Source organism: Streptomyces sp. SD31 (assembly GCF_052068475.1).
Taxonomy (GTDB): Bacteria; Actinomycetota; Actinomycetes; order Streptomycetales; family Streptomycetaceae; genus Streptomyces.
On record NZ_JBQHCX010000013.1, the window covers coordinates 1 to 22,380 of the forward strand.

The following is a 22,380-nucleotide window of genomic DNA, read 5'->3' on the forward strand; positions in this document are numbered from 1 at the left end:
GGGGCCTGCGGCCCCCAGACCCCCGCTTCGGCCCTGAACGGGCCTCGTCCTCAAACGCCGGACGGGCTGAGTGATGCCCGGCCGGCGCTGAGAGGTGAAGCCCCCTCTCTCGGACGGCGGGCGGGCGGGCTGGGTGGTGCGGGCCGGGCCGGTGCTGAGGAGCGACGGTCGGCGTCGCAAGGTCTGGCCCCCAACGGGCTGCCGGCCGGTGTCAGAGAGTGACTGGGGGCGAGCGATTTGCCTCTGTCCGCATGGTTGACGTAATGTTGCATTCACCGACGCGGGGTGGAGCAGCTCGGTAGCTCGCTGGGCTCATAACCCAGAGGTCGCAGGTTCAAATCCTGTCCCCGCTACTGAAGGCCTAGGGCCGGGATCCTCACGGATCCCGGCCCTAGGTGCGTTTCAGGGCGCGTGACCCACCGCCTCCTCGTACAGCGTGCGGTTCACCGTCCGTGACTCCGGGAGTGGGCTGCCCTCCGACACGCCCTGGGCCTCGTAGGCCGACTGCAGGCGCGTCGTCGTACCGGAGCGGATTTCCCAGTCCATGCGCAGGGGTGGGGTGGATTTGAGGATGGACTCCTCCGACTTCAGGAGTCTGGCGAGGTATGTGACAAAGGTCGCATCCTGCTTGTAGTCGGCCGCGAAGTACGTGTTCACCCTGCGGATGTAGGCCCTGAGCAGTGCCACGCCCGCGTCCACGTCGTCCTGCAGCAGTGCGCGGCCGTAGAGCATGCCGCCCAGCGGTTCGCCCTGAGGCTGGCCGCCCAGGAAGGCGTACCCCTGCTTGCCGTCCACCTTGCGCCAGACCGGATCCAGGAGCCACGCGGAGTCGACGCCGCCGTTCTGCAGGGCCGTGAGGACGTCGGCCGAGCCCAGTTGCTGGTACTGGATGTCGGCCAGGCACGGCCAGCGCCAGTTCCAGTGCGCGCCTGCGGCGGTGGGTGCGGGCGGGGTGGAGTTCCTGCGGGCCCGGGCGGCGGACCAGGACCCACTCCGCGGATGGCTTCGTGAGTGTCGTCATGCCGGTACCGCCTCCTTCCGCAGCAAGTCCCACAGCTCGCTCTTCAGCGCGGTGAACTCGGGTGCGGCGCGGATGCCGCCGGTGCGCGGGCGCGGGAAGGGCGGGCGGTGCTCGGCGATGATCCGGCCCGGGCGGGCGGACATCACCAGCACGCGGTCGCCGAGGACGATGGCCTCCTCCAGGCTGTGGGTGATGAAGAGCGTGGTCGTCCGTAGCGTCTGGGTGATGTCCAGGAGTTCGTCCTGGAGGATCGTGCGAAGCTGGGCGTCGAGCGCCGCGAACGGCTCGTCCATGAGCAGGAGTTCGGGCCGCACGGCCAGTGCCCGGGCGATCGCCACGCGCTGGCGCATACCGCCGGAGAGAGTGGCCGGGTAGGCGTCCGCGAAGTCCGACAGGCCCATGCGGGCCAGCCAGTCGTCGGCGCGCGCGTTCGCCTCGCGGCGGGGGACGCGTTGGATGTCCAGCCCGAAGCGGACGTTGGCACGGACGGTCTTCCAGTCGTAGATGCCGTAGTCCTGGAAGATCATGGCTGCCGGACGCGCGCTCGACGCGCGGATCTCCAGCGTGCCCGAGCTCGGGCGCAGCAGGCCCGCGGCGATGCGCAGGAGCGTGGACTTGCCGCAGCCGGAGGGGCCGACGACACACACGAACTCACCGGGCGCGACGGTCAGATCGAGGGGGCCGAGGGCGTCGAGCGTGTGGGGGGTTCGGCCGAAGGTGCGGGTCAGGTCGGTGGCTTTGAGTTTCGGATCACTCGCTTCTCGGTCTTGATACGGCTCTCCCACGGGGGCTCCTCGCGGAGTGCGGTACGGACTGGTGGGTGCCGTCGACGATATGACGGGCCGTCAGATACGGGAAGGTCGCCCGCAGGGGTCGTATTCGCCGGGGTCGTGTCCGCAGGTCGTACGCAGCGCGAAGCCCCGGCGCCTCATAGGTGCCGGGGCTTGAAGGAGTCGCGGGGCTACGCCTTCGCGCAGTTGGGGCAGATGCCGCGGTACGTCACCTCGACGTCCGAGACTGTGAAGCCGAAGCGCTCCGAGTCGGGGAGGTCGGCCATCGGGTTGCCTGTCGGGTGGACGTCCCGGATCGAGCCGCAGTGAGCGCAGACCAGGTGGTGGTGGGGCCGGTGGGCGTTCGGGTCGTACCGCTTCGCGCGCTTGTCGGTGGAGACCTCGAGTACCTCGCCGAGGGAGACCAGCTCGCCCAGCGTGTTGTAGACGGTGGCCCGGGAGATCTCGGGCAGCTTGGCGACAGCCCGGGCGTGGACCTCGTCGGCCGTCAGGTGGACGTGATCGCCGGCGAGGACCTCGGCCACGACACGCCGCTGCGCGGTCATCCGCCATCCGCGTCCGCGCAGCCGTTCCAGAAGGTCACTCATGGAGAACACCTTAACAGCAGCATGCCTAGGTTCCGAATGGGTGTGACTTTGGATCTCCTTTTGATTTGGACAAAGTCCAGCATGGGGCGAGGCTGGCTTTGATCAGGGGTCCAGGACCGGTGCCTGCTGGAGTGGGGCGCCTCTTCGCGTACGGCGACCCACCGCTTCGATCGCTTGCCGTGGCGGACGGGCCGGGTTCCTCGGGAGCCCGGCCCGTTTCGTGTGCCGTTGCCCTGGTGGCCGTTCCTAGGCCGGAACCTGCTGCCGTACGGGTGCCCAGCAGCGGATGATGTCGCGGACCGAGACGATGCCGACGGGCTCGTCGTGGTCCAGGACGATCAGATGGCGGAAGCCGCCGTGCGCCATGGCGCGGGCCGCCTCCTCCAGGGTCCACGACGGGGCGGCGAACACGACGTCGTTGGTGGTGTGGTCGTGGGTGCGTTCGCTGTCCGGGTTCTGTCCGAGGCCGACGGAGTTGAGGATGTCGCGTTCGGTGAGGATGCCGATGCCGCCGGCGTCGGGGTCGTGGACCACGGCCGCGCCGATCCGACGGGCGGACATCAGCGCGGCTGCCTGGCGAAGGGTGTGAGTGGGGCCGATGGTGAGGACCACGGTGCTCATGGCGTCACGTACGAGCATGGATGGAGCCACCTCCTGGTGTGCCCCCCGCCGCCTGGTTCACGGCTTGTTCACGGTTTCACAAATTCACAAGTGGGGGGACTCTCAGGGTTGCAGGCAAAGCGCGGGTCAACAAGGGGGCGCGTGCGGCTGGTACGGGGGCGCGACGGGAGCGTCAGTAGCGCTCGTTGAGATACCCGAGGAACTCGTCGTGCAGGAGGCCGTTCGAGGCGGCCGCGTTACCGCTGTGCGGGCCCGGGCGGCCGTCGAGGCCGGTGAAGGTGCCGCCGGCTTCGGTGACGATGATCGCCGTGGCGGCCATGTCCCACAGTGACAGCTCCGGCTCGGCGCAGAGGTCCACCGAGCCCTCGGCGACCATCATGTAGGGCCAGAAGTCGCCGTACGCGCGCGTACGCCACACCTCACGGGTCAGGTCGAGGAAGCCGCCCAGCCGGCCCTGGTCCTCCCACCCGCTGAGCGAGGAGTACGCGAACGAGGCGTCCGACAGCTTCGAGACGCGGGAGACCTGCAGGCGGGTCGCGGAGGAGAGGCTGCGGCCGCTGAAGGCGCCGTGTCCCTTGGCGGCCCACCAGCGGCGGCCGAGAGCGGGGGCGGAGACGACGCCCACGACCGGCTGGAAGCCGGTCTCGCCGGCCTCCATCAGGGCGATGAGGGTGGCCCAGACCGGGACGCCGCGTACGTAGTTCTTGGTGCCGTCGATCGGGTCGATCACCCAGCGGCGGGGGCCGGTGCCCTCGACGCCGTACTCCTCACCGAGGATCGCGTCTCTCGGCCGGGCCCGCTGCAGCTGCCCGCGGATGAGTTCCTCGGCGGCCTTGTCGGCCTCGCTCACCGGCGTCATGTCCGGCTTTGTCTCGACCTTGAGGTCGAGCGCCTTGAAGCGGGCCATGGTGGCGGCGTCGGCGGCGTCCGCGAGGACGTGGGCGAGGCGGAGATCGTCGAGGTAGTCCGGCATGGGACGAACCGTATCTGTCGTGGTCGGGGTGGGGCTACCGGGTGACTGCGTCGGCCGGGCCGAGTCACAGGCGCCGCTCGCCTTGCGCATCACCCGGCGTGGGGCTGGGGGGCGCGCAGCCCGGCGCTGGCGGGGTGCCGCCGGCGCCCACCCGTGCCGCGCCAGCGGCACGACTGCCCGCGGCTGAGCGGCACGGTCCCGACCTACAACGAAACCGTCAGGCCCGCTACGCGAACCCCCACCCCACAGCAACAGGCCGCCGCAGGCATCCCCGGCCCGACCGCCGGAGGCAACGCGTGCTCTCGCGACCCCTTGACAGTGCCTCTGTGCGCGTCAAATCTGGGCGCAGAGCCGCTCGCCCAGGGAGGCGATGATGCCTGCAGCGCGGGAATCACTGCTGGACGCCGCTTACACGGCGCTGGCGCGCCGGCCATGGTCCGCCGTGCGGATGGTGGACGTGGCCGCGGCGGCCGGAGTGTCCCGGCAGACGCTGTACAACGAGTTCGGCAGCAAGGAAGGTCTCGCCCGCGCGCTCGTCAGGAGGGAGGCCGACGCGTACCTGGCCGGCGTCGACCGCGCCCTCGCCACGCAGAGCGACGCCCGTGAGCGCCTCACCGCCACCGCGGAGTGGACCGCCGCACTCGCCCGCGACAACGCCCTGGTCCGCGCCATGCTCACCGGCTGCTGGAGCGAGCGCCTGCCCTCACCGACTCTCTCGGCCGTCCCGTCCTCCTCCGCCGTACCGGCACAGCGACGGGCGGACGGCCCCCTGCCCTCCCCGGGCGACTTCGTGGCCATCGTCCGCGACCGGGCCGTGTCGGTCCTGTCCGGGCCCGGCGTCAACAAGTCCGACACCCCCGACCTCGCCCGCTCCTGCGAACTCGTCGTCAGGCTGGCCCTGTCCTGCGTCGCCGCCCCACCCGGCCAAGGCGGCGTGGCCGACCTCGTACGCAGCGCGCTGTACCGGCAGTTGACCGGCTGACCTCCGGGCGAATCCCGCCTCAGTGCGCCGAGCCGGACAACTGCAACCCGATGACCCCCACGATCACCAGGCTGATCGACACGATCTTCAACGTCGACACGATGTCCCCGAGGAAGATCATCCCGTAGATCGCCGTACCGGCCGCCCCGATCCCCGTCCACACCGCATACGCCGGCCCCACGTCCAGCTTCTTCAGCGACAGCGTCAGCAGTCCGAAACTGCCGAGGGCGAAGATGCAGAACGCGACGGTCGGCCAGAGCCGGGAGAAGCCGTGCGACAGCTTCAGACAGACGGCGAAGCCGGTTTCGAGCAGCCCCGCCACGATGACCAGCAGCCACGCCATGTGCTGTCCTCCCGTATCCCCGCGTTCTGTGACCGCTTCGTCGGCTTCATCGGCTTCGTCAGGCTTTGGTCAGGCTTGGTTCCAGCTCGGTGCGATTATGCCCTTACCAGCCCTACAGGGAGGCAAACAACGCGGAGGTCAGCCGCCTTCCTCAGTCGCCCTCCGTGGGCTCCCGCGTAGCCAGCAGCCGCCGCAGCGAGTAGAGCCGCGCCTGATCGGCGTGACCCTGCGCCACCCAGTCGTCCAGCGCGCAGTCCGGTTCGTCATGACTGCACGCACGCGGGCAGCCTTCGGTTCCCGGTTCCAGGTCGGGGAACGCGTGGATCACCCGGGACGGGTCGACATGAGCCAGACCGAAGGAGCGGACCCCGGGGGTGTCGATCACCCAGCCGTCCGCCACGGGCCCCGCCAGCGGCAGCGCCAGCGCCGATGTCGTCGTGTGCCGCCCCCGGCCCGTCACTGCGTTGACATGACCGGTCGAACGCCGCCGTTCCTCCGGCACCAGCGCGTTCACCAGCGTCGTCTTGCCCACCCCCGAGTGACCGACGAACGCCGTCACCCTGCCGTCGAGTTGCTCCCGCACCCGGTCCGCCGCGCTGCCGTTCTCCAGCTCCTCACGGCTGGTGACCACATACGGGATGTCCAACGCCCCGTAGAGCTCCAGGAGTTTGTCCGGCGGTGCCAGGTCCGACTTCGTCATCACCAGCAGCGGCTCCAGACCGCCGTCGAACGCCGCCACCAGACAGCGGTCGATCAGCCGAGGCCGCGGCTCGGGGTCGGCGAGGGCGGTGACGATGGCGAGCTGGTCGGCGTTGGCCACCACGACGCGCTCGTAGGGGTCGTCGTCATCGGCCGTCCGCCGAAGCACCGACGTCCGCTCCGCGATCCGCACGATCCGCGCGAGCGTGTCCTTCTTGCCGGACAGATCGCCGACCAGAGCGACCCGGTCACCGACCACCGCCGCCTTGCGGCCGAGCTCGCGGGCCTTCATCGCCATCACGACCCGGTCCTCGACGAGGCAGGTCAGACGGCCCCGGTCGACGGTGAGGACCATGCCCTCGGCGGCGTCCTCGTGCTTGGGCCGGATGCTTGTACGGGGCCGGGTGTTCCGACGGCCCGGGCGGCTGCGGATGTCGTCCTCGTCGGTGTGCTTGCCGTAGCGGCGCATGGCGTTGAGTCCCTACGCCCCGAGCATCCCGGTCCACAGCTCGGGGAAGTCCGGCAGGGTCTTCGCCGTGGTCGCCACGTTCTCGATCCGTACGCCCTCGACCGCGAGGCCGATGATCGCGCCGGCCGTCGCCATGCGGTGGTCCTCGTAGGTGTGGAAGACGCCGCCGTGCAGCCGGCGCGGGCGGATGTGCAGGCCGTCGGCCGTCTCCGTCACGTCACCGCCGAGTTCGTTGATCTCCTTGGTGAGCGCGGCCAGGCGGTCCGTCTCGTGCAGACGCAGGTGCGCGACCCCGCGCAGGGTCGAGGGGGAGTCGGCCAGGGCGGCCACCGCCGCGATGCCCGGGGTGAGTTCGCCGACCTCGCTCAGGTCCACGTCGATGCCGTGGATCGCGCCCGAGCCGGTGAACACGAGCCCGTACTCGGTGAGTTCGCAGGAACCGCCCATCTCGGTGAAGATCTCCCGCAGCCGGTCACCGGGCTGGGTGGTCCGGGCCGGCCAGTCCGGGATGAGCACCTTGCCGCCGGTCACCAGCGCCGCGGCCAGGAACGGCTGGGCGTTGGACAGATCCGGCTCGATGGTCAGGTCGCGGCCGAGCAGGGCGCCCGGCGTGACCCGCCAGACGTTCGGCTCGCCGCCCGACTCCGGGGTGTCCACCTGGGCGCCGACCGCGCGCAGCATGTCGACGGTCATGCGGATGTGCGGCATCGAGGGGAGCGTGGAGCCGATGTGGCGGACCTCCACGCCCTGGTTGAAGCGCGGTCCGGAGAGCAGCAGGGCCGACACGAACTGGGACGACGAGGAGGCGTCGATCTCCACCGGGCCGCCCTCCAGCGCACCGCCGCCGTGCACCGTCAGCGGCAGCGCGCCCCGGCCGTCGTCGTCGATCCGGGCGCCGAGGACACGCAGGGCGTCGATCACGCCGTGCAGGGGACGCTCGTACGACCTCGGGTCGCCGTCGAAGCGGATGGGGCCGTCGGCGAGCGCGGCCACCGGCGGCAGGAAGCGCATCACCGTGCCGGCGTTGCCGACGTCGACCGTGACCGGGCCGCGCAGACCCGCGGGGAGCACACGCCACGCCTCGCCGGTGCCCTCGGGACCCACGCCCTCCTCGATGCCGACGCCCATCGCGCGCAGGGCGCCGGCCATCAGCAGGGTGTCGCGGGAGCGGAGGGGGCGGCGCAGCCAACCCGGTTCCGAGGCGAGGGCTGCCAGGACGAGGGCGCGGTTGGTGACCGACTTGGACCCGGGCACGTGGACCGTCGCGTCGACGGCTCCGCTCGCGTGCGGGGCGGGCCAAAGGGCGGGCTGTGCGTCGTTCGGGGCCATGGGCCCCACTCTATAAGGAGGGGGGTGGGTAGGCCGTTTGTCGTCTGCGGGTCCGTTGTGGCTGGTCGCCCCCACCCGGCGGAGCCGCATATCGATACGGCCCCGCGCCCCTGGAGGTCGGCTGTCATACCGCCAGTAGCCAGCGGCCGCCGCCTATCAATGAGCACAACGACACCGCGTGGAACAGGAACAGCCACAAGCTCGCCGGCACGTGCGTCAGCCGCGACAGCTGATCCGCGTCCGAGTCGCCCGCCCCACCCCGCGCCCTCTTCGCCTGCAGCTCGAACGCCGGTCGCACGCCCCCCACCAGCAGGAACCACACCACCACATACGCGAACGCCGCCTGCACCTGCGGGCCCGTCAGCCAGCTCACCAGCACGAACGTGCCGCCCGTCACGAACACCGTCAGTGCCCCGTACGCGTTGCGGATCATCACCAGCATCGCCACCAGCAGTGCCGTCGCCAGCCACAGCAGCAGCGTGATCCGGCCGGAGGCCAGCAGTGCCGCGCCGCCGAGGCCCAGCAGCGGAGGAGCCGTGTAGCCCGAGGCGGCCGTGAGGATCATGCCGAGGCCGTGTGGCTTGCCGCGGCTGACGGTGAGGCCGCTGGTGTCGGAGTGCAGGCGTATGCCGGTCAGGGTCCGGCCGGTCAGCAGCGCGACCAGGCCGTGGCCGCCCTCGTGGGCGATGGTGATGGCGTTGCGTGAGAGACGCCACAGGACGTGCGGGACGACGACGGCGAGCGCGGCGACCAGGGCGGCGATCACCACCCACAGATCCGGGTCGGGCTGAGTACCGGAGACCTCGTTCCAGAGGGAGGCGAGCGAGGCGGATGCGGTGCTGTCCATGTCAGGCGATGGCTCCCTGTGGTCGGATGGAATCTGGCAGTGTGGCACGTATGTGTGGACGGTATGCAGCGAGTCGTGGACCCGAGGATCTCGCAGGAATCTTTGAGATCGAGAAGTGGGAGCCCGAGGAGACCCTGGAGCCGGACTACAACGTGGCACCCACCAAAGAGGTCCACGTCGTCCTCGACCGTCCTTTGAAGGACGTGCCTGACCCCCGGCCGGTTCGGCAGCTGCGGAAGCTGAAGTGGGGGCTGGTGCCCAGCTGGTCCAAGACCCCCGAGTCCGCCTTCAAGATGATCAACGCGCGCGCGGAGACGGTCCACGAGAAGCCGTCGTACCGGCGGGCTTTCTCCTCCCGGCGCTGCATCATCCCCGCCGACGGCTACTACGAGTGGGTCACCGGCAAGCAGGAGCGGGACCTGGAGGTGGAGGGGAAGAAGAAACGGCCGCGCAAGCAGCCGTACTTCGTGCTGCCCGCCGACGGGTCGGTGTTCGCGATGGCGGGGCTGTACGAGTTCTGGCGGGACAAGACCCTGCCGGACGACCACCCGCACGCCTGGTGGGTGACCTGCTCCGTCATCACGACGGAGGCGGAGACGACCCCGCTGGCGGTGACGCCGCCCGAGGGCCCGACCTCGCTGGCCGAGATCCACCCCCGCATGCCGCTGATGCTGACCCCGGACCGCTGGGACACCTGGCTCGACCCGTCCCGCACCGACCCCGAGGAGCTGCGGACGCTGCTGGACCCGCCGCCCGCCGGACTGATGCGCGCCTACCCCGTCTCCACGCTGGTCAGCAACGTCCGCAACAACGGCCCGGAGCTGCTGAAGGAGCTGGACGGCCCCGAAGAGGGCACACTCTTCTGAACGCGGAGATGCGCCGAGCACCTCAGGGACCGGCCCGAGCACCTCAGGGACCGGCCCAGGCGCGGGCCGGCGAGGCGTGGCGGCCCCGACAGGCGCCGCCACGCCGACTCACCCGGACCGCACCCGCGCGGACCGCCCGGACCAGGGCCGATCAGACGGCTCCGGCCGGCGTCAGGGCCTCCCGTACCGTCGCCCGTGCCAGTGCGGCCGTGGGGTCCACCACCGGGAGGCCGGCGGTGCGATCGCCGAGAAGGAGGGGCAGTTCGGTGCAGCCCGCCACCAGCAGGCCCGCCCCTCGGGCCGCCAGCTCCTCGGCCGCCCGCTCGATCAGGGAGACCGGGGCCGGGCCGAGGTCGCCCGCCTTGACCCGGCGGATGGCGCCCGTGACGGCCTCGCCCTGGGAGAGCTCGCCCGGCACCACGACCCGCAGACCCGCCGCTTCCACGGCCCGCTGATAGAGCCCGGCGCGGATCGTGCCGGTCGTGGCCAGGAGCCCGACCGACGCCACGTCCGGGTGGTGGTGGCGGATCTCGGCGACCGTCTCCGCGATCATGTCGAGCATCGGGGCCCGCACCGTGGTCCGTACCTCGTCGAGGAACGCGTGCGCGGTGTTGCACGGCGTCGCGATGACCCGTGCCCCCATGGCTTCGAGCCGGTGGGCGCCGCGCACGAGCCACGGCGTCGGGTCGGGGCCGCGCCCGATCAGCGCCGCCGAGCGGTCCGGGACCGTGGGGTCGGCCCAGACCACGACCGGCAGATGGTCCTGGTCGATGTCGGCCGGTGTCGCGTCGATGACCTTCCGGTAGAAGTCGACCGTGGCCAACGGGCCCATTCCGCCCAGGATTCCGATGGACATCTCACGTCCCCCATTGGTCGAGTGCGAGCTTGCCGACCAGCACGGTCACGACGACGAGCAGCACGGCCCGCACGAAACCGCTGCCGCGCTTGAGTGCCATGCGGGCTCCCACCGAGGCGCCCGCGAGGTTGAACAGCGCCATGAAGGGAGCGAGAGCCCACAGCACCGTTCCCTGATACGTGAACATCGCGAGCGCGCCCAGGTTCGTCCCGACGTTGACGACCTTCGCGGTCGCCGACGCCGTGACCATGTCCATCGACAGGACCGCGACCAGGCCGATCACCAGGAAAGTCCCCGTGCCGGGGCCGAGCAGGCCGTCGTAGAAGCCGATACCCGCCCCGACGACCACGACGGCGGTCAGGACCCGCTGCCGGGTCACGGCGCCGCCCGGCCGCTGCCCGAACTGCGGCTTCAGGACGACGAAGGCGGCCACCGCGAGCAGCAGCACCATGATCACAGGGCGCAGCACCTCGCTGTTCACGCCGGCCGCGAAGAACGCCCCGGCCACCGCCGCCAGGGCCGCGACGGAGCCGAGCCCGGCCGCGAGCCGCACGTCGATCGCGGCTCGGCGGGCGTACGTCACCGCCGCCGCGGACGTGCCGACGACGCCGACGGCCTTGTTGGTGCCGAGGGCGTATGCCGGGGCCAGGTGCGGGAAGGCGACCAGCAGGGCGGGCACCTGGAGGAGCCCGCCACCGCCGACCACCGCGTCCACCCAGCCCGCGAGCGCGGCGGCGACGCAGAGCAGCACCGCCGCCGTGAGGGTCAGGTCATGCACGGGCGTAGCTGTCCTTGCTGAGCACGCGGCCCCCGGCCCGCACCAGGACGTCGGCGGGCAGCTCGCCGGGGTACGGGTAGAACCGGCGCAGCCAGCGGTCGGCGCCGTCGTAGCGCGGCGTGAAGTCGCTGCGGCCGTGCACGACGATCCGGTTGTCGACCAGGAGCAGTTCGCCCCGGTCGGCCCGCACCGCGCGGTGCACGGTGTGCATGGCGCGGTTGAGGCGCTCCAGGGCCGCCTGCGCCTCGGGGTCCGTGCCGAAGGTGTTGTGCATGTTGAACCGGACCCTCGTCCCGGGGGCGCCGGCCGGGCCGTCCGTGAGCACCGGGTGCGGCTCGGTCACCGGCCTCTCGTCCTCGGCGAGACCCCGGGTGAAGGAGAGCGGGAAGCGGCTGCGGTAGCGGTCGGTGCGCAGCAGCTCACGGTCGCCGGCCGAGAGCAGCGGCTCGGCCTCGCGGACCGAGGCGACCATGGTGGCCGCCCGCCGGTCGTGGTCGGGGCGCAGGCACAGCAGGCCCAAGTGCGAGGGCCGCACCGGGTGGTGGACGTTCTCGGTGTGGAAGTCGAAGAGCGTGGAGCCGGAGTTCAGGGGCTTCGCGGCGTCGGTGGGGACCGGGTACACGTCGTGCACGAGCGCCCCGGACTTCTCGTCCTCGTAGCCGATCAACCCGCCCAGCGGGTGCGCCACCAGGGCCACGAGCAGGCTGGAGGGGTGCGTCTCGCCGAGGACGTTGGAGCCGTACGTCGCCGGAGTCGGCGGGATGTCGCCGACGGGCAGTCCGCGCACCACGAGGAGACCGTGGTCCGGCGGCGTGTCACGGAAGGACTCGATGCCCTCGCGCAGCCGGGCCGGCAGCCGCTCGGCGAGCACGGCGAACGCCTCGGTCTGGAGGGCCTGTTCCAGGGGGCCCGTCAGGCGCGCCGCGACGTGGAGCAGTCCTTCGAGGCGGGCGGTGTCGCCCGGGTCGAGGGTGAGCGTGGCGAGGTCTGAACGGGGTTCCGCATGAGTCGTCATGCCGGAGATCATTCGGCCCCAACGAGGGCTGTGACCAGGGAAGTTGACCGTCCGGAAACGTCCATGACCCGCACCGGTCACACCTCGTACCTGTCCGGTTCGGGACGCGGCCTGATGCGGACGCGGCCCGGCGCGTCACCACCCCGTGCGGTGCGGCAGCATGTGGGGTGGCGCGGCCATGTCTTCGGGGGAGGTGTCCGCCATGTCTGAAGTTTCCTTGTTCTCCTTCATATGGGGATGATCGGTGCGATCGATGCGGTCGGTGTCCTTGTCCGCGGTCAACGCCGGCGTGGTGGCGATGGCGGTCTCCTACGCGGGACCGCTCGCCCTCGTCCTGGCCGCCGCCGACGCGGCCGGCCTGAGCCCGGCGCAGACCTCGTCATGGGTGTGGGCGATATCCATGGGCGCGGGCCTGACCTGCGTGGGGCTGAGCTGGTGGAGCCGTACCCCGGTGATCACGGCGTTCTCGACGCCGGGCGCGGCCATCGTGGTCACGGCTCTCGCGCAGCACGACTACGCCGAGGCCGTCGGCGCCTTCCTCTTCGCGGGCGTCGCGGCCACGGTGCTGACCGCGACGGGGGTGTTCACCCGGGTCCTCGCCCGGATTCCGGAGGGAATCGTCTCGGCGATGCTCGCCGGGATCCTCTTCTCCTTCGGCACGGCGATCTTCACCTCGCTGCGCTCGGCCCCGCTGCTCGCGGGTTCGATGGTGATCGGCTGTCTGCTCGCCAAGCGCCTGTGGCCGACCTACGCGGTGATGTGTGCGCTGGCCGCAGGGCTCGCCGCCGCCTGGGCCGGCGGCGGCCTCAGCCCGCACATCGCCGGTCCCGGCCTGGCCGTGCCGCACCTCACGGCACCGCACTTCTCGGCGGGGGCGCTCATCGGCATCGGCGTGCCGCTGCTCGTCGCCACGCTCGCCGGTCAGTACGCGCCGGGGATGGCCGTGCTGCGCGCCGACGGCTACCGGCCGAACGAGCGCGTGGTGTGCGGTACGACCGGTGTCGTGTCGACGCTCCTCGCTCCCTTCGGCTCGCACGCGATCAACCCGGCTGCCATCACCGCCGCCATCTGCACCGGGCCCGAGGCACACCGGGATCCGGCCAGGCGGTGGGTCGCGGGAGTGAGCTGCGGCGTCGGCTATCTGGTCGTGGGCTGCTTCGGCTCGACGCTCGTCGCCCTGTTCACCGGGCTGCCGGCGGCGCTCGTGGCGACCCTGGCCGGCCTGGCGCTGCTAGGAGCGCTCTCCGGCAGTCTGGCCCGTACGGTCGCGGACGAACGCGACCGTGAGGCCTCCGTGATCACCTTCCTCGCGACCGCCTCCGGAGTGACCGTCGCCGGTATCGGCTCACCCTTCTGGGGACTGCTCGCCGGAATCGTCGCGCACGTCCTGCTCAAGACCCGCAGGGGCGAGCCAGCCCGCACGCTCGGCGAGGACGGCGACCTGGAACCGGCTCGTGGCGCCGAGCGTCGACGTCAGGTCGTTGACCATCCGGCGGACGGTGCGGTCGGAGACGCCGAGGCGCCGCGCGACCGCCTCGTCGGTCAGCCCCTCGGCGAGTAGCCGCAGGACCGCCCGCTGCCGCCGGTCGGGCCGGCCCTCCGGGACCTCGTCCACGGCGGAGCGCGCCCCCGTGTCGAAGGCGGCGGCCTGCGCCCACGCGTACTCGAACTGGCTGCGGAACACCTCGACCAGGGAGGGGTCGTAGACGACGACGGCCGCCTGCTGTCCGTCCGTGCCGGTGGCGGGCACGATCGCCAGGTGCTGGTCGACGACGATGAGCCGGTGCGGCAGCGTCACGGCGGTACGCACCCGCCCGCCCGCCTTCTGCAACTCCCGCAGATACGCGCATATATGGGGCTGCGCGGCGGACGAGGCGAGATGGACGGTGCGCATCGCGACACCGCGTCGCAGCGCCCTCCGGTCGCGCGACAGACCCTCCTCCACCATGTGCTCGGGCACCCCCCGGCCCGGGTGCAGCGAGACGACCTCGTCGTGGGCCTGCTGGGCGGCGTCCTCCAGGGCGGCCGCGATATTGGTCGTGCCCTCCACGAGCTGGGCCTGGGTGCCGGACAGGCGCATGGCGTGGATGGGATGGAAGTCGGTGAGCATCCGCACCATCGCCTCGCGGGTGCGGGTGGTCTGCTCGACGAGCTCGGCGACGCGGCGCGCGTCGGCGGCGAGCAGGTGATCCAGCGCGGACTCGGACGACACGCAGGCCCACCCACTGGGCGTGGCGGTGGTCCGCACCAGCAGACCCAGCCCGGACAGGACGTGGATGGCCGCCGCGTACTCCTCGCTGCTCCAGCCGAGCCGCCGGCACACGGACGTCGGCGTCCAGCCGGCGTCCTGGACGGCGATGACATAGAGACTCTGCGCGAGTTTGTGCTCCAGCGCAGTCGTCCTGGTCAATGGATCCCCCTCGTCGACGCTGCCCCGGTCGCGAAGGAAGGGCGCCCTCCCTCCCTCCCGCCGGGGGAGTGACGGCCTCGTCACACAGTCGGACACCCTACGTCGGAGAGGGCACACTCTTGTGATGTGACGGATGTGACGACCGAGATCGTTGGCACGGACGCGGGGGACGCCCGCATCACCTGGCACCCGGCGAAGCAGCCCCGGCTCGTGCTGGCGGTGAGCCACGGTGCCGGCGGTGGCATCGAGGCCAGGGACCTGCGGGCGCTGGCCGAGGTCCTGCCCGGGCACGGAGTGACCGTCGCCCTCGTGGAGCAGCCCTGGCGCGTGGCCGGCAAGAAGGTGGCACCCGCCCCGAAGACCCTCGACGTCGGCTGGCGCGGCATCTGGCCCGCACTCGCCGAACCGGGGTTGCCCGTGATCTCCGGCGGGCGCAGCGCCGGGGCCCGGGTCGCCTGCCGTACGGCCGTCGAACTCGGCGCCCACGCCGTACTCGCCCTCAGCTTCCCCCTCCACCCGCCGGGCAAGCCCGAGAAGTCCCGCGCCGACGAGCTGCTCGGGGCCGGGGTGCCCACCCTCGTCGTCCAGGGCGGGAACGATCCGTTCGGGAAGCCGGAGGAGTTCCCGGACGGCGACTTCGAGCTGGTCGAGGTGCCGTACGGCGATCACGGGTTCGCCGTACCCAAGCGGGCACCCCTCGATCAGGACGAGGCCGTGTCGGTCATCACGGACGCGGTGGTCAAGTGGGTCGGGTCACTCGGGTAAAGGTTGGGGAATGTCGGGGACCCGGCCTCTGTTGTGGCGGACAGCGGTGCTGAACCAGCAGCGCAGACGTCGTAGGAGAGGAAGTCCGCCGCATGGGTTCGACCTTCTGCCCGAGCCGTGGCAGCCGTGCTGACCTGGACTGGACAGTGCTGCACGCGGCCAGGACCGCTCCTATTCGAGGGGCGGCAGGTACGGCAGGTCGTCTATCCTCCGATTCAGGCGGGACCGGCTTCGGTCCTGCCCGGAATCTTGAGGAGGTGGGTCCGGTTCCCGGTACCGACGCAGGGACCGACAACGGCCAGGCGGAGCAGCCCGAGGGCCTGGGCACGAGCGTGGGCACGTCCACGGAGACGACCGCCGAGCGCAGCGCGCGCTTCGAGCGGGACGCGCTCGAATTCCTCGACCAGATGTACTCGGCCGCGCTGCGCATGACGCGCAACCCGGCCGACGCCGAGGACCTGGTGCAGGAGACGTACGCCAAGGCATACGCGTCCTTCCACCAGTTCCGCGAGGGCACCAACCTGAAGGCGTGGCTGTACCGGATCCTCACCAACACCTTCATCAACTCCTACCGCAAGAAGCAGCGTGAGCCGCAGCGTTCGGCGGCGGAGGAGATCGAGGACTGGCAGCTCGCCCGCGCCGAGTCGCACATGTCGACCGGCTTGCGCTCCGCGGAGTCGCAGGCGCTCGACCACCTGCCCGACTCGGACGTGAAGGAAGCGCTGCAGGCGATCCCCGAGGAATTCCGCATCGCCGTGTACCTCGCCGACGTCGAGGGCTTTGCGTACAAGGAGATCGCGGACATCATGGGGACACCCATCGGTACGGTGATGTCCCGGCTGCACCGGGGCCGCCGTCAACTGCGCGGCATGCTCGAGGACTACGCCCGTGAGCGCGGCCTGGTCCCGGCGGGCGCCGGAGAGTCGAACGAAGTGAAAGGTTCGGGCTCATGAGCTGCGGAGAGCCGCACGAGACGGACTGCAGTGAGGTACTCGATCATCTCTACGAGTTCCTCGACAGTGAGATGCCGGACGTGGACCGCGACAAGTTCAAGCAGCACTTCAAGGAGTGCTCGCCGTGCCTGGAGAAGTACGGCCTGGAAGAGGCCGTGAAGAAGCTGGTCAAGCGCTGCTGCGGGCATGACGACGTGCCGACCGACCTGCGCGCCAAGGTCCTGGGGCGGCTCGACCTGATCCGCTCCGGGCAGGCGGTGCCCGACCACGACGTGACCGCGACGCCGCAGGAGTCCTGAACTCCCAGTCGTAGTCCCCCTCCCGGGAACGGGCTGCCGTCACTCGAACGTGCTAATCGGTGCGTGACAAGCCCGCAGCCGCCCCTCTCACCGACCTAGGCTCCGCGTTGAGCTGAGCAGGTCATGGTTGGGGAGGCGTCGAAGATGGAGGCGATACCGGCACGGGCGCGGGTGTACGTCGCCTGTGTGGCGCTGTGCGCCCTCGCCTGCCTCGTGCCGTTGCTCGCGGCGCTCCCCCGCGGCCTTGAGGGCGCGGGCGGTGCCCCCATGCCCTGGTGGGCGGTCGTCCTGCTCGCCGCGCTGTATGCCGCCGGTGAGCGGATCGCCGCCCGATGGCGGTTCGCGGGCACCTTCTATCCCGTGCTGCTCGCCGGGGCCTTTCTGCTGCCGCCGTCCGCCGCCGCGCTGGTCGCGGTGCCGGGTGCCCTGCTGTCGCCGACCGGGCAACGGCCGCTGTGGACCCGCCGGATCTGGCGGGCCGCCCAGCTCGCCGTCGCCGTCTGGGCGGCGGCCCGGGTGCACGGGGCGCTGGACGGGCGCGATGCCGTCGCGACGGGCGAATTCCCGTGTGCGCTGCTGTCGGCCGGGGGCGCGGTACTGACGTTCTGTCTGGTCCTGACCGCGCTGGACGGCGGGATTCTGGCGGTGGCCGAGCGCGTGCCGGTGCCGCGCGCCTGGCGGGGGCTGTTCCTGCGCTCGCTCGCGCCCATCGCCGTACACGGTCTGGCCGGGCTGATGATGGCCGTGCTGTGGCGCAGTCCGTACGGCTCGGTCGCCGCGCTGCTCGTGCTGCTGCCGATGTGTGTGTCGTGGTGGGTGTTCGCCCAGTACCACCGGGAACGCGCGGCTCATCAGGCGACCATCCGGGCGCTGGTCCAGGCCGTCGACATCAAGGACGGCTACACCCGCGGCCACAGCGAGCGGGTCGGGCAGGCCTCGATGATGATCGCGCGTGAGCTGGGCCTGCCCGACGAGCGCGTCGAGGTGCTGCGGTTCGCCGGGATCCTGCACGACGTGGGGAAGCTCGGGGTGCCCACGCGGCTGCTGCGCAAGAACGGGCCGCTCACGCCCGAGGAGCGGCGGGTGATCGAGCTGCACCCCGAGTACGGGCACGAGATGGTCCGGGGGATCTCCTTCCTCGGCGAGGCCCGGGCCGCCGTACTGCACCACCATGAGCGGCTGGACGGGAGCGGGTACCCCTACGGGCTGAGGGGAAGCCAGATCCCGGAGTCGGCGCGGGTGGTGGCGGTCGCGGACGCGTTCGACGCGATGACGTCGACCCGGTCGTATTCGAGGGCCCGGCCCGTGTCCGTCGCCCTGGGGGAGCTGGCGAAGTGCGCGGGCTCGCAGTTCGACCCCCGGATGGTCACGGCCCTCGCCCGAGCCGTGGACCAGTACGGATGGCATCCCGCCGTGACCGCCGACGAATCCTGTACGCCTCCTGCGCGCCCCCCGGTCGCCGGTGTCCCCGGAGCGCACCGGTGAGCGCCCCCTGTACCGCCGGGAAACCGCCCCTCCTCCTCACCCTCGTCCACACCTCCGCGGCCCTCCTCGCCGGGGTCTGCCTCCTCGGCACCCTCGGCGACGGACTCGAGGAACGCGGCATCGCCCTCGCCTTCGGCGTCCTCGTCACCGTCGGCGAGCTCACCCGGTGGACCGGCGCGGAGGACCGGGAGGCCGCCCCGCTCGGCGCCGCCGGGGCGCTGTCGTACGCCCTGCTGGGGGAGGCCGGCGGGCACCCCACCCATCACGGGGTCCTGCAGGTCGGTGCCGTCGTCCTCGCCGCCTCGCTCCTCGGCAGCGTGCCGCACATCGCGCGCGGACGCCCCGTGCTCGACCACCTCGCCCGGCGCGTGCTCACCGTCGGCTTCGCCGCCGTGTGCTTCCAACCCCTGTACAACCAGGGCACGTTCCAAGGCTGGGGCCCCGGCTACGCCCTGCTCCTGCTCGCGATCCTGGTCCTGACCGCCCTGTGCGACGCCGTGCTCGCCGCCGCGCTGGCGCACTCCCGCACCCGTTGGCCGTTCGGACCGTTGCTGCGGGACGAGCTGCGGGCGACGCTCGGGATCGGGTCGGCCGTCTGCGCGACGGGCGCGGTGATGGCCCTCGCGGTCGCCGTGGTGGGACTGTGGGCGCTGCCCGTCTTCTCGCTGCCCCTCCTGCTCACCCAGATGTCACTGCGCCGCTACGCCGCCGTGCGGACCACCTACCGGCAGACCATCGCCTCCCTCGCCCGGGCCACCGAGATCGCCGGGTACACGCCGGCCGGACACGCCCGGCGGGTGGCCGCGCTCAGCCGGGAGGTCGGGCGGGACCTGGGCCTGTCCGAGGCCGAGCTCACCGTGCTGGAGTACGCGGCGCTGATGCACGACATCGGCCAGCTGAGCCTGGTCGACCCGGTGCCGGCCGGGGCCACCGCCGGGCTGCCCGTCGCGGAACAGCGGCGGATCGCGCTGCTCGGCGGGGCCGTCGTACGGCAGACCGGGGTGCCCGCGCAGGTGGCGACGGTCGTGGAACGGCTCGCCGACCCCGGCCCGGAGCAGCCGGTCGCCGCGCGGATCGTGCGGGCCGTCAACGCCTACGAGGAGAAGGCGCGGGACGCCGGGCCCGGCGGGGCGCTGAAGGCGCTGGAGGAGCTGCGCCTCGCCACCGCCGGGGACTATGCGCCGGAGGTGGTGGGGTCGCTCGCACGGGTGCTGGCCAGAGACTGTCTGACATGGCCTGTGGCTGGGTAACCCATGGGTAATGAGCGCCCTTCCAGCCGTACGTGGTTGGATGCGAATGAGAGGGTGTCCGGGGGCGAGCACTAGCCAGCCCACTCCACGGAACTGGCAGGCGGGAATCGTGAGGATCTTCGGCAAGGGACGGCACCGGCCCTCCGCCTCCTGGCGGCAGGCCACCGACCGGGCGTTCACGCTCATCGGCGACGGCCGGTACGAGGACGCGGGCGCGTTGCTGACACGCGCCGCCGATCTGGAGCCCTGGCTTTCGGAGTCCTGGTTCAACCTCGCCCTGCTGCACAAGTTCCGGCACGACTGGGAGCAGGCCCGCGCCGCCGGACTGCGTGCCGTGGCGCTGCTCGACCGGGAGACCGGGGCGCCCGACTGGTGGAACGTCGGCATCGCGGCCACCGCCCTGCAGGACTGGCCGCTGGCCCGGCGGGCCTGGCAGGCCTACGGGCTGCGGGTGCCCGGCGGGGCGACCGAGTCCGGTGAGCCGGTCGGGATGGACCTGGGCAGCGCGGCCGTACGACTGTCCCCCGAGGGGGAGGCCGAGGTCGTGTGGGGGCGGCGGCTCGACCCCGCCCGCATCGAGGTGCTGTCGATCCCGCTGCCGTCCTCCGGGCGGCGCTGGGGCGAGGTCGTACTGCACGACGGGGTGCCCCACGGCGAGCGGACCACGTCCGCCGGGCACGCCTACCCCGTCTTCGACGAGATCGAGCTGTGGGCGCCCTCGCCGGTGCCGACCTGGGTGGTCCTCCTGGAGGCCGCCACCGAGGCCGACCGGGACGCCCTGGAGCAGCTCGCGGCCGAGGCCGGATTCGCCGCCGAGGACTGGTCGTCGTCCGTGCGGCTGCTGTGCCGGATGTGCTCCGAGTCGCGGATGCCGTCCGACGAGGGCGACGGGGAGCACCTGGACCCGCACGACCACAGCGAGCCGGGTCACCCCGGGCCGCTGGGGCACCGCACGGACGGGCAGCTGTGGGTGCCGGAGCGGGAGTGCGGGGTGGCTGCGCCGGCTGCGCTGGTTCGGGGGTTGCTGGACGGGTGGGTTGCCGACAGTCCGGATTCGCGGGATTGGCGGGATCTCGAAGAGGTCTGCTGAGCATTCGCCGTACCCTGTATCAGCATCACATCCCCTCTTTGGCTCTTTTGTTTGTGCAGGAAGGCATACGTCTGTCATGGCCCAGCAGGACACCGATCAGCAGCACGCGGGCGTGCTCCCCGTCGACGACGAGGGCTTCGTCATCGACACGGAGGACTGCGAGGAGCGCGAGCAGGCGTACCGCGAGCGTGGCACCTCTCGGCCCATCACGGTCGTCGGAAACCCGGTGCTCCACAAGGAGTGCAAGGACGTCACCGAGTTCGACGACGAGCTGCTGAAGCTGGTCGACGACATGTTCGCCTCGCAGCGCACCGCCGAAGGCGTGGGCCTGGCCGCCAACCAGATCGGCGTCGACCTGAAGGTCTTCGTCTACGACTGCATGGACGACCAGGGCAAGCAGCACGTCGGCGTCGTCTGCAACCCCAAGCTCGTCGAGCTGCCCGCCGAACGGCGCCGCCTGGACGACAGCAACGAGGGCTGCCTGTCCGTGCCGACGGCGTACGCGCCGCTGGCCCGCCCGGACTACGCCGAGGTGACCGGGCAGGACGAGAAGGGCAACCCGATCAAGGTGCGCGGCACCGGGTACTTCGCCCGGTGTCTGCAGCACGAGACCGACCACCTGTACGGCTACCTCTACATCGACCGTCTCTCCAAGCGGGAGCGCAAGGACGCGCTGCGGCAGATGGCCGAGAACGAGCCCCGCTACCCCGTGGTCGCGAACGACTGAGGCCCCTGGAACGTCCTCCGGTAGGCGTTCGGGGTCGTCCCCAGCGCCCGTACGAACTGATGGCGCAGTGCGGCCGCCGTGCCGAAGCCTGTCCGGCCGGCGATCGCGTCCACCGTCTCGTCCGTCGCCTCCAGCAACTCCTGCGCCAGCAGCACCCGTTGGCGCAGGATCCAGCGGTAGGGAGTCGTACCGGTCTCCTGCTGGAAGCGGCGGGCGAAGGTGCGCGGTGACATGTGCGCACGCTCGGCGAGCTGCTCGACGGTGACCTCCTCGTCGAGGTGCCGCTCCATCCACGCCAGCACCTCGCCTACGGTGTCGCACTCGGAGCGGGGCAGCGGGCGCTCGATGTACTGGGCCTGCCCGCCGTCCCGGTGCGGCGGCACCACCATGCGCCGGGCGATCCTGTTGGCGACCTCCGGGCCCTGCTCCTTGCGCACGATGTGCAGGCAGGCGTCGATGCCGGCCGCGGTGCCTGCGGAGGTGATCACCGGGTCGGCGTCGACGTACAGCACGTCCGGCTCGACGACCGCCCGCGGGAAACGCCGGGCGAGTGTCTCGGCGTGCCGCCAGTGAGCGGCGCAGCGCCGCCCGTCGAGCAGCCCGGCCGCGCCGAGCACGAAGACGCCGGAGCAGACGCTGAGCACCCGGGCGCCTCGGTCGACGGCCCGGCGCAGGGCGTCGAGCAGCTCGGGCGGATAGTCACGGGTGACGCTGCGGTCCGAGGCCGGTACGGCGATCAGGTCGGCCTCCTCCAGGCGATCGAGGCCGTACGGAGTCGAGACCGTGAGGCCGGGGACGTGGGTGCTCAGCGCCGACCCCTGGGCCGAGACCACGGCGAAGTCGTACACCGGCAGGCCCTCGTCGCTCCGGTCGAGGCCGAACACCTCGCAGACGACGCCGAGTTCGAAGGGGTGCACACCGTCGACGAGGATGCAGGCGACGTTCTTCAGCATGCTGCCAGTGTGCCTCGCCGGTGGCAGTAAATCGAGGGTCTACGGCAGTCCTGCCACTGTTCGTAAGGAGTGTCCGGCGCGAGAGTGGTGTCATGACTACGGAACAGACAGAAGGACTGCTCGCAATGATCACCGTTCTCGGCATGTTCGTCCTGCTGGTCCTCCCCTCGGTGATCGGGATCGTGCGCGACCGGCGCATCGACCGTCAGATCAGGGAGGCGGAGGAACACCGGGCCCGGCAACAGGGCTTCGCGCCGGCGGCGTAACCTCT

The 22,380-nt window shown here is 71.5% G+C and carries 24 protein-coding genes, 1 tRNA gene and 2 pseudogenes; 12 read left to right on the top strand and 15 right to left on the bottom strand.

Annotated features, from left to right (window positions below):
• Positions 1-279 precede the first annotated feature (279 nt).
• A tRNA-Met gene (locus ACTMVF_RS26460) sits at positions 280-353 on the top strand.
• A gap of 49 nt (positions 354-402) precedes the next feature.
• Here the strand turns inward: ACTMVF_RS26460 and ACTMVF_RS26465 are convergent.
• The 5 genes and pseudogenes from ACTMVF_RS26465 to hisN all read right to left on the bottom strand — a co-directional run.
• Positions 403-900: pseudogene (locus ACTMVF_RS26465) on the bottom strand (ABC transporter substrate-binding protein); the annotation flags it as partial.
• Between the two features lie 117 nt (positions 901-1,017).
• Complete coding sequence (locus ACTMVF_RS26470) at positions 1,018-1,806, bottom strand: ABC transporter ATP-binding protein (protein WP_441273609.1); 789 nt, start codon at positions 1,804-1,806, stop codon at positions 1,018-1,020.
• 176 nt (positions 1,807-1,982) lie between these two features.
• Positions 1,983-2,399, bottom strand: coding sequence for a Fur family transcriptional regulator (locus ACTMVF_RS26475; protein WP_441273610.1), 417 nt, complete (start codon positions 2,397-2,399; stop codon positions 1,983-1,985).
• 246 nt (positions 2,400-2,645) lie between these two features.
• Positions 2,646-3,038 carry a CBS domain-containing protein gene (locus ACTMVF_RS26480; protein WP_403332310.1) on the bottom strand — a complete coding sequence of 131 codons (393 nt, stop codon included), beginning with the start codon at positions 3,036-3,038 and terminating at the stop codon, positions 2,646-2,648.
• Between the two features lie 154 nt (positions 3,039-3,192).
• Positions 3,193-3,993 (bottom strand): histidinol-phosphatase, encoded by an 801-nt coding sequence (gene hisN / locus ACTMVF_RS26485; protein ID WP_441273611.1) that lies wholly within the window; start codon positions 3,991-3,993, stop codon positions 3,193-3,195.
• A gap of 373 nt (positions 3,994-4,366) precedes the next feature.
• On the opposite strand from hisN, the gene ACTMVF_RS26490 reads away from it, so the two are divergent.
• Positions 4,367-4,975 (top strand): TetR/AcrR family transcriptional regulator, encoded by a 609-nt coding sequence (locus tag ACTMVF_RS26490; RefSeq protein ID WP_441273810.1) that lies wholly within the window; start codon positions 4,367-4,369, stop codon positions 4,973-4,975.
• Between the two features lie 19 nt (positions 4,976-4,994).
• Here the strand turns inward: ACTMVF_RS26490 and ACTMVF_RS26495 are convergent, their stop codons facing one another.
• The 4 genes from ACTMVF_RS26495 to ACTMVF_RS26510 form a co-directional block, all read right to left on the bottom strand.
• Positions 4,995-5,318 carry a DMT family transporter gene (locus ACTMVF_RS26495; RefSeq protein ID WP_441273612.1) on the bottom strand — a complete coding sequence of 108 codons (324 nt, stop codon included), beginning with the start codon at positions 5,316-5,318 and terminating at the stop codon, positions 4,995-4,997.
• Positions 5,319-5,469: 151 nt separating this feature from the next.
• Positions 5,470-6,486 (bottom strand): ribosome small subunit-dependent GTPase A, encoded by a 1,017-nt coding sequence (gene rsgA, locus ACTMVF_RS26500; protein ID WP_441273613.1) that lies wholly within the window; start codon positions 6,484-6,486, stop codon positions 5,470-5,472.
• Positions 6,487-6,498: 12 nt separating this feature from the next.
• The gene (aroA, locus tag ACTMVF_RS26505) at positions 6,499-7,815 is read right to left on the bottom strand and encodes a 3-phosphoshikimate 1-carboxyvinyltransferase (protein WP_441273614.1); all 1,317 of its coding nucleotides are present in this window, start codon (positions 7,813-7,815) and stop codon (positions 6,499-6,501) included.
• A gap of 124 nt (positions 7,816-7,939) precedes the next feature.
• Entirely contained in the window at positions 7,940-8,662 is a 723-nt protein-coding gene (locus tag ACTMVF_RS26510; protein ID WP_441273615.1) for a M50 family metallopeptidase, read from the bottom strand.
• 50 nt (positions 8,663-8,712) lie between these two features.
• Between ACTMVF_RS26510 and ACTMVF_RS26515 the strand changes: the two genes are divergently transcribed.
• Positions 8,713-9,528, top strand: a complete 816-nt coding sequence (locus ACTMVF_RS26515) for an SOS response-associated peptidase (protein WP_441273616.1) — start codon at positions 8,713-8,715, stop codon at positions 9,526-9,528.
• Between the two features lie 151 nt (positions 9,529-9,679).
• Here ACTMVF_RS26515 and ACTMVF_RS26520 read toward each other — a convergent pair whose 3' ends face one another.
• The 4 genes from ACTMVF_RS26520 to ACTMVF_RS26535 all read right to left on the bottom strand — a co-directional run bounded on the left by ACTMVF_RS26520 (position 9,680) and on the right by ACTMVF_RS26535 (position 12,459).
• Positions 9,680-10,384 carry an aspartate/glutamate racemase family protein gene (locus ACTMVF_RS26520; protein ID WP_441273617.1) on the bottom strand — a complete coding sequence of 235 codons (705 nt, stop codon included), beginning with the start codon at positions 10,382-10,384 and terminating at the stop codon, positions 9,680-9,682.
• A 1-nt stretch (position 10,385) separates the two neighbouring features.
• Complete coding sequence (locus ACTMVF_RS26525; RefSeq protein ID WP_441273618.1) at positions 10,386-11,162, bottom strand: TSUP family transporter; 777 nt, start codon at positions 11,160-11,162, stop codon at positions 10,386-10,388.
• Entirely contained in the window at positions 11,155-12,177 is a 1,023-nt protein-coding gene (locus ACTMVF_RS26530) for a TauD/TfdA family dioxygenase (RefSeq protein WP_441273619.1), read from the bottom strand. Before ACTMVF_RS26530 ends, ACTMVF_RS26525 begins: the two co-directional genes overlap by 8 nt.
• A gap of 135 nt (positions 12,178-12,312) precedes the next feature.
• Entirely contained in the window at positions 12,313-12,459 is a 147-nt protein-coding gene (locus ACTMVF_RS26535; protein WP_441273620.1) for a hypothetical protein, read from the bottom strand.
• A 16-nt stretch (positions 12,460-12,475) separates the two neighbouring features.
• Here ACTMVF_RS26535 and ACTMVF_RS26540 point away from each other — a divergent pair.
• A pseudogene (locus tag ACTMVF_RS26540) lies at positions 12,476-13,510 on the top strand (benzoate/H(+) symporter BenE family transporter); the annotation flags it as partial.
• Between the two features lie 12 nt (positions 13,511-13,522).
• Here the strand turns inward: ACTMVF_RS26540 and ACTMVF_RS26545 are convergent.
• Positions 13,523-14,587 (bottom strand): helix-turn-helix domain-containing protein, encoded by a 1,065-nt coding sequence (locus ACTMVF_RS26545; RefSeq protein ID WP_441273621.1) that lies wholly within the window; start codon positions 14,585-14,587, stop codon positions 13,523-13,525.
• Between the two features lie 135 nt (positions 14,588-14,722).
• Here ACTMVF_RS26545 and ACTMVF_RS26550 point away from each other — a divergent pair, with 135 nt between their 5' ends.
• From ACTMVF_RS26550 to def, 7 genes are all read left to right on the top strand, one after another.
• On the top strand, positions 14,723-15,352 hold the full coding sequence (locus tag ACTMVF_RS26550) for an alpha/beta hydrolase family protein (RefSeq protein WP_441273811.1): 630 nt from the start codon (positions 14,723-14,725) through the stop codon (positions 15,350-15,352).
• Between the two features lie 257 nt (positions 15,353-15,609).
• Positions 15,610-16,305: a sigma-70 family RNA polymerase sigma factor gene (locus tag ACTMVF_RS26555; protein WP_301997020.1), complete on the top strand. Its 696-nt coding sequence runs from the start codon at positions 15,610-15,612 to the stop codon at positions 16,303-16,305.
• Positions 16,302-16,604 carry a mycothiol system anti-sigma-R factor gene (rsrA, locus tag ACTMVF_RS26560; RefSeq protein WP_301997018.1) on the top strand — a complete coding sequence of 101 codons (303 nt, stop codon included), beginning with the start codon at positions 16,302-16,304 and terminating at the stop codon, positions 16,602-16,604. Before ACTMVF_RS26555 ends, rsrA begins: the two co-directional genes overlap by 4 nt.
• Positions 16,605-16,748: 144 nt before the next feature.
• Positions 16,749-18,089 (top strand): HD-GYP domain-containing protein, encoded by a 1,341-nt coding sequence (locus tag ACTMVF_RS26565; protein ID WP_441273622.1) that lies wholly within the window; start codon positions 16,749-16,751, stop codon positions 18,087-18,089.
• Positions 18,005-19,339 carry an HD-GYP domain-containing protein gene (locus ACTMVF_RS26570; protein WP_441273623.1) on the top strand — a complete coding sequence of 445 codons (1,335 nt, stop codon included), beginning with the start codon at positions 18,005-18,007 and terminating at the stop codon, positions 19,337-19,339. The genes ACTMVF_RS26565 and ACTMVF_RS26570 overlap by 85 nt, the downstream gene beginning before the upstream one ends.
• 109 nt (positions 19,340-19,448) lie before the next feature.
• On the top strand, positions 19,449-20,429 hold the full coding sequence (locus tag ACTMVF_RS26575) for a tetratricopeptide repeat protein (RefSeq protein ID WP_441273624.1): 981 nt from the start codon (positions 19,449-19,451) through the stop codon (positions 20,427-20,429).
• A 76-nt stretch (positions 20,430-20,505) separates the two neighbouring features.
• Complete coding sequence (gene def / locus ACTMVF_RS26580) at positions 20,506-21,156, top strand: peptide deformylase (RefSeq protein WP_441273625.1); 651 nt, start codon at positions 20,506-20,508, stop codon at positions 21,154-21,156.
• On the opposite strand, the gene ACTMVF_RS26585 is transcribed toward def, so the two are convergent.
• Positions 21,132-22,109, bottom strand: coding sequence for a helix-turn-helix domain-containing protein (locus ACTMVF_RS26585; RefSeq protein WP_441273626.1), 978 nt, complete (start codon positions 22,107-22,109; stop codon positions 21,132-21,134). The genes def and ACTMVF_RS26585 overlap by 25 nt on opposite strands.
• A 92-nt stretch (positions 22,110-22,201) precedes the next feature.
• On the opposite strand from ACTMVF_RS26585, the gene ACTMVF_RS26590 reads away from it, so the two are divergent.
• Complete coding sequence (locus ACTMVF_RS26590) at positions 22,202-22,375, top strand: hypothetical protein (protein ID WP_441273627.1); 174 nt, start codon at positions 22,202-22,204, stop codon at positions 22,373-22,375.
• Positions 22,376-22,380: the final 5 nt, after the last annotated feature.

Coding starts and splice junctions, on each gene's coding strand:
- ACTMVF_RS26570 (WP_441273623.1), top strand. CDS start 18,005: ATGGCATCCCGCCGTGACCGCCGACGAATCCTGTACGCCTCCTGCGCG.
- ACTMVF_RS26515 (WP_441273616.1), top strand. CDS start 8,713: ATGTGTGGACGGTATGCAGCGAGTCGTGGACCCGAGGATCTCGCAGGA.
- ACTMVF_RS26495 (WP_441273612.1), bottom strand. CDS start 5,318: ATGGCGTGGCTGCTGGTCATCGTGGCGGGGCTGCTCGAAACCGGCTTC.
- ACTMVF_RS26475 (WP_441273610.1), bottom strand. CDS start 2,399: ATGAGTGACCTTCTGGAACGGCTGCGCGGACGCGGATGGCGGATGACC.
- ACTMVF_RS26565 (WP_441273622.1), top strand. CDS start 16,749: ATGGAGGCGATACCGGCACGGGCGCGGGTGTACGTCGCCTGTGTGGCG.
- ACTMVF_RS26520 (WP_441273617.1), bottom strand. CDS start 10,384: ATGTCCATCGGAATCCTGGGCGGAATGGGCCCGTTGGCCACGGTCGAC.
- rsgA (WP_441273613.1), bottom strand. CDS start 6,486: ATGCGCCGCTACGGCAAGCACACCGACGAGGACGACATCCGCAGCCGC.
- ACTMVF_RS26585 (WP_441273626.1), bottom strand. CDS start 22,109: ATGCTGAAGAACGTCGCCTGCATCCTCGTCGACGGTGTGCACCCCTTC.
- ACTMVF_RS26590 (WP_441273627.1), top strand. CDS start 22,202: ATGACTACGGAACAGACAGAAGGACTGCTCGCAATGATCACCGTTCTC.
- hisN (WP_441273611.1), bottom strand. CDS start 3,993: ATGCCGGACTACCTCGACGATCTCCGCCTCGCCCACGTCCTCGCGGAC.
- ACTMVF_RS26490 (WP_441273810.1), top strand. CDS start 4,367: ATGCCTGCAGCGCGGGAATCACTGCTGGACGCCGCTTACACGGCGCTG.
- ACTMVF_RS26480 (WP_403332310.1), bottom strand. CDS start 3,038: ATGCTCGTACGTGACGCCATGAGCACCGTGGTCCTCACCATCGGCCCC.
- aroA (WP_441273614.1), bottom strand. CDS start 7,815: ATGGCCCCGAACGACGCACAGCCCGCCCTTTGGCCCGCCCCGCACGCG.
- def (WP_441273625.1), top strand. CDS start 20,506: ATGGCCCAGCAGGACACCGATCAGCAGCACGCGGGCGTGCTCCCCGTC.
- ACTMVF_RS26510 (WP_441273615.1), bottom strand. CDS start 8,662: ATGGACAGCACCGCATCCGCCTCGCTCGCCTCCCTCTGGAACGAGGTC.
- rsrA (WP_301997018.1), top strand. CDS start 16,302: ATGAGCTGCGGAGAGCCGCACGAGACGGACTGCAGTGAGGTACTCGAT.
- ACTMVF_RS26530 (WP_441273619.1), bottom strand. CDS start 12,177: ATGACGACTCATGCGGAACCCCGTTCAGACCTCGCCACGCTCACCCTC.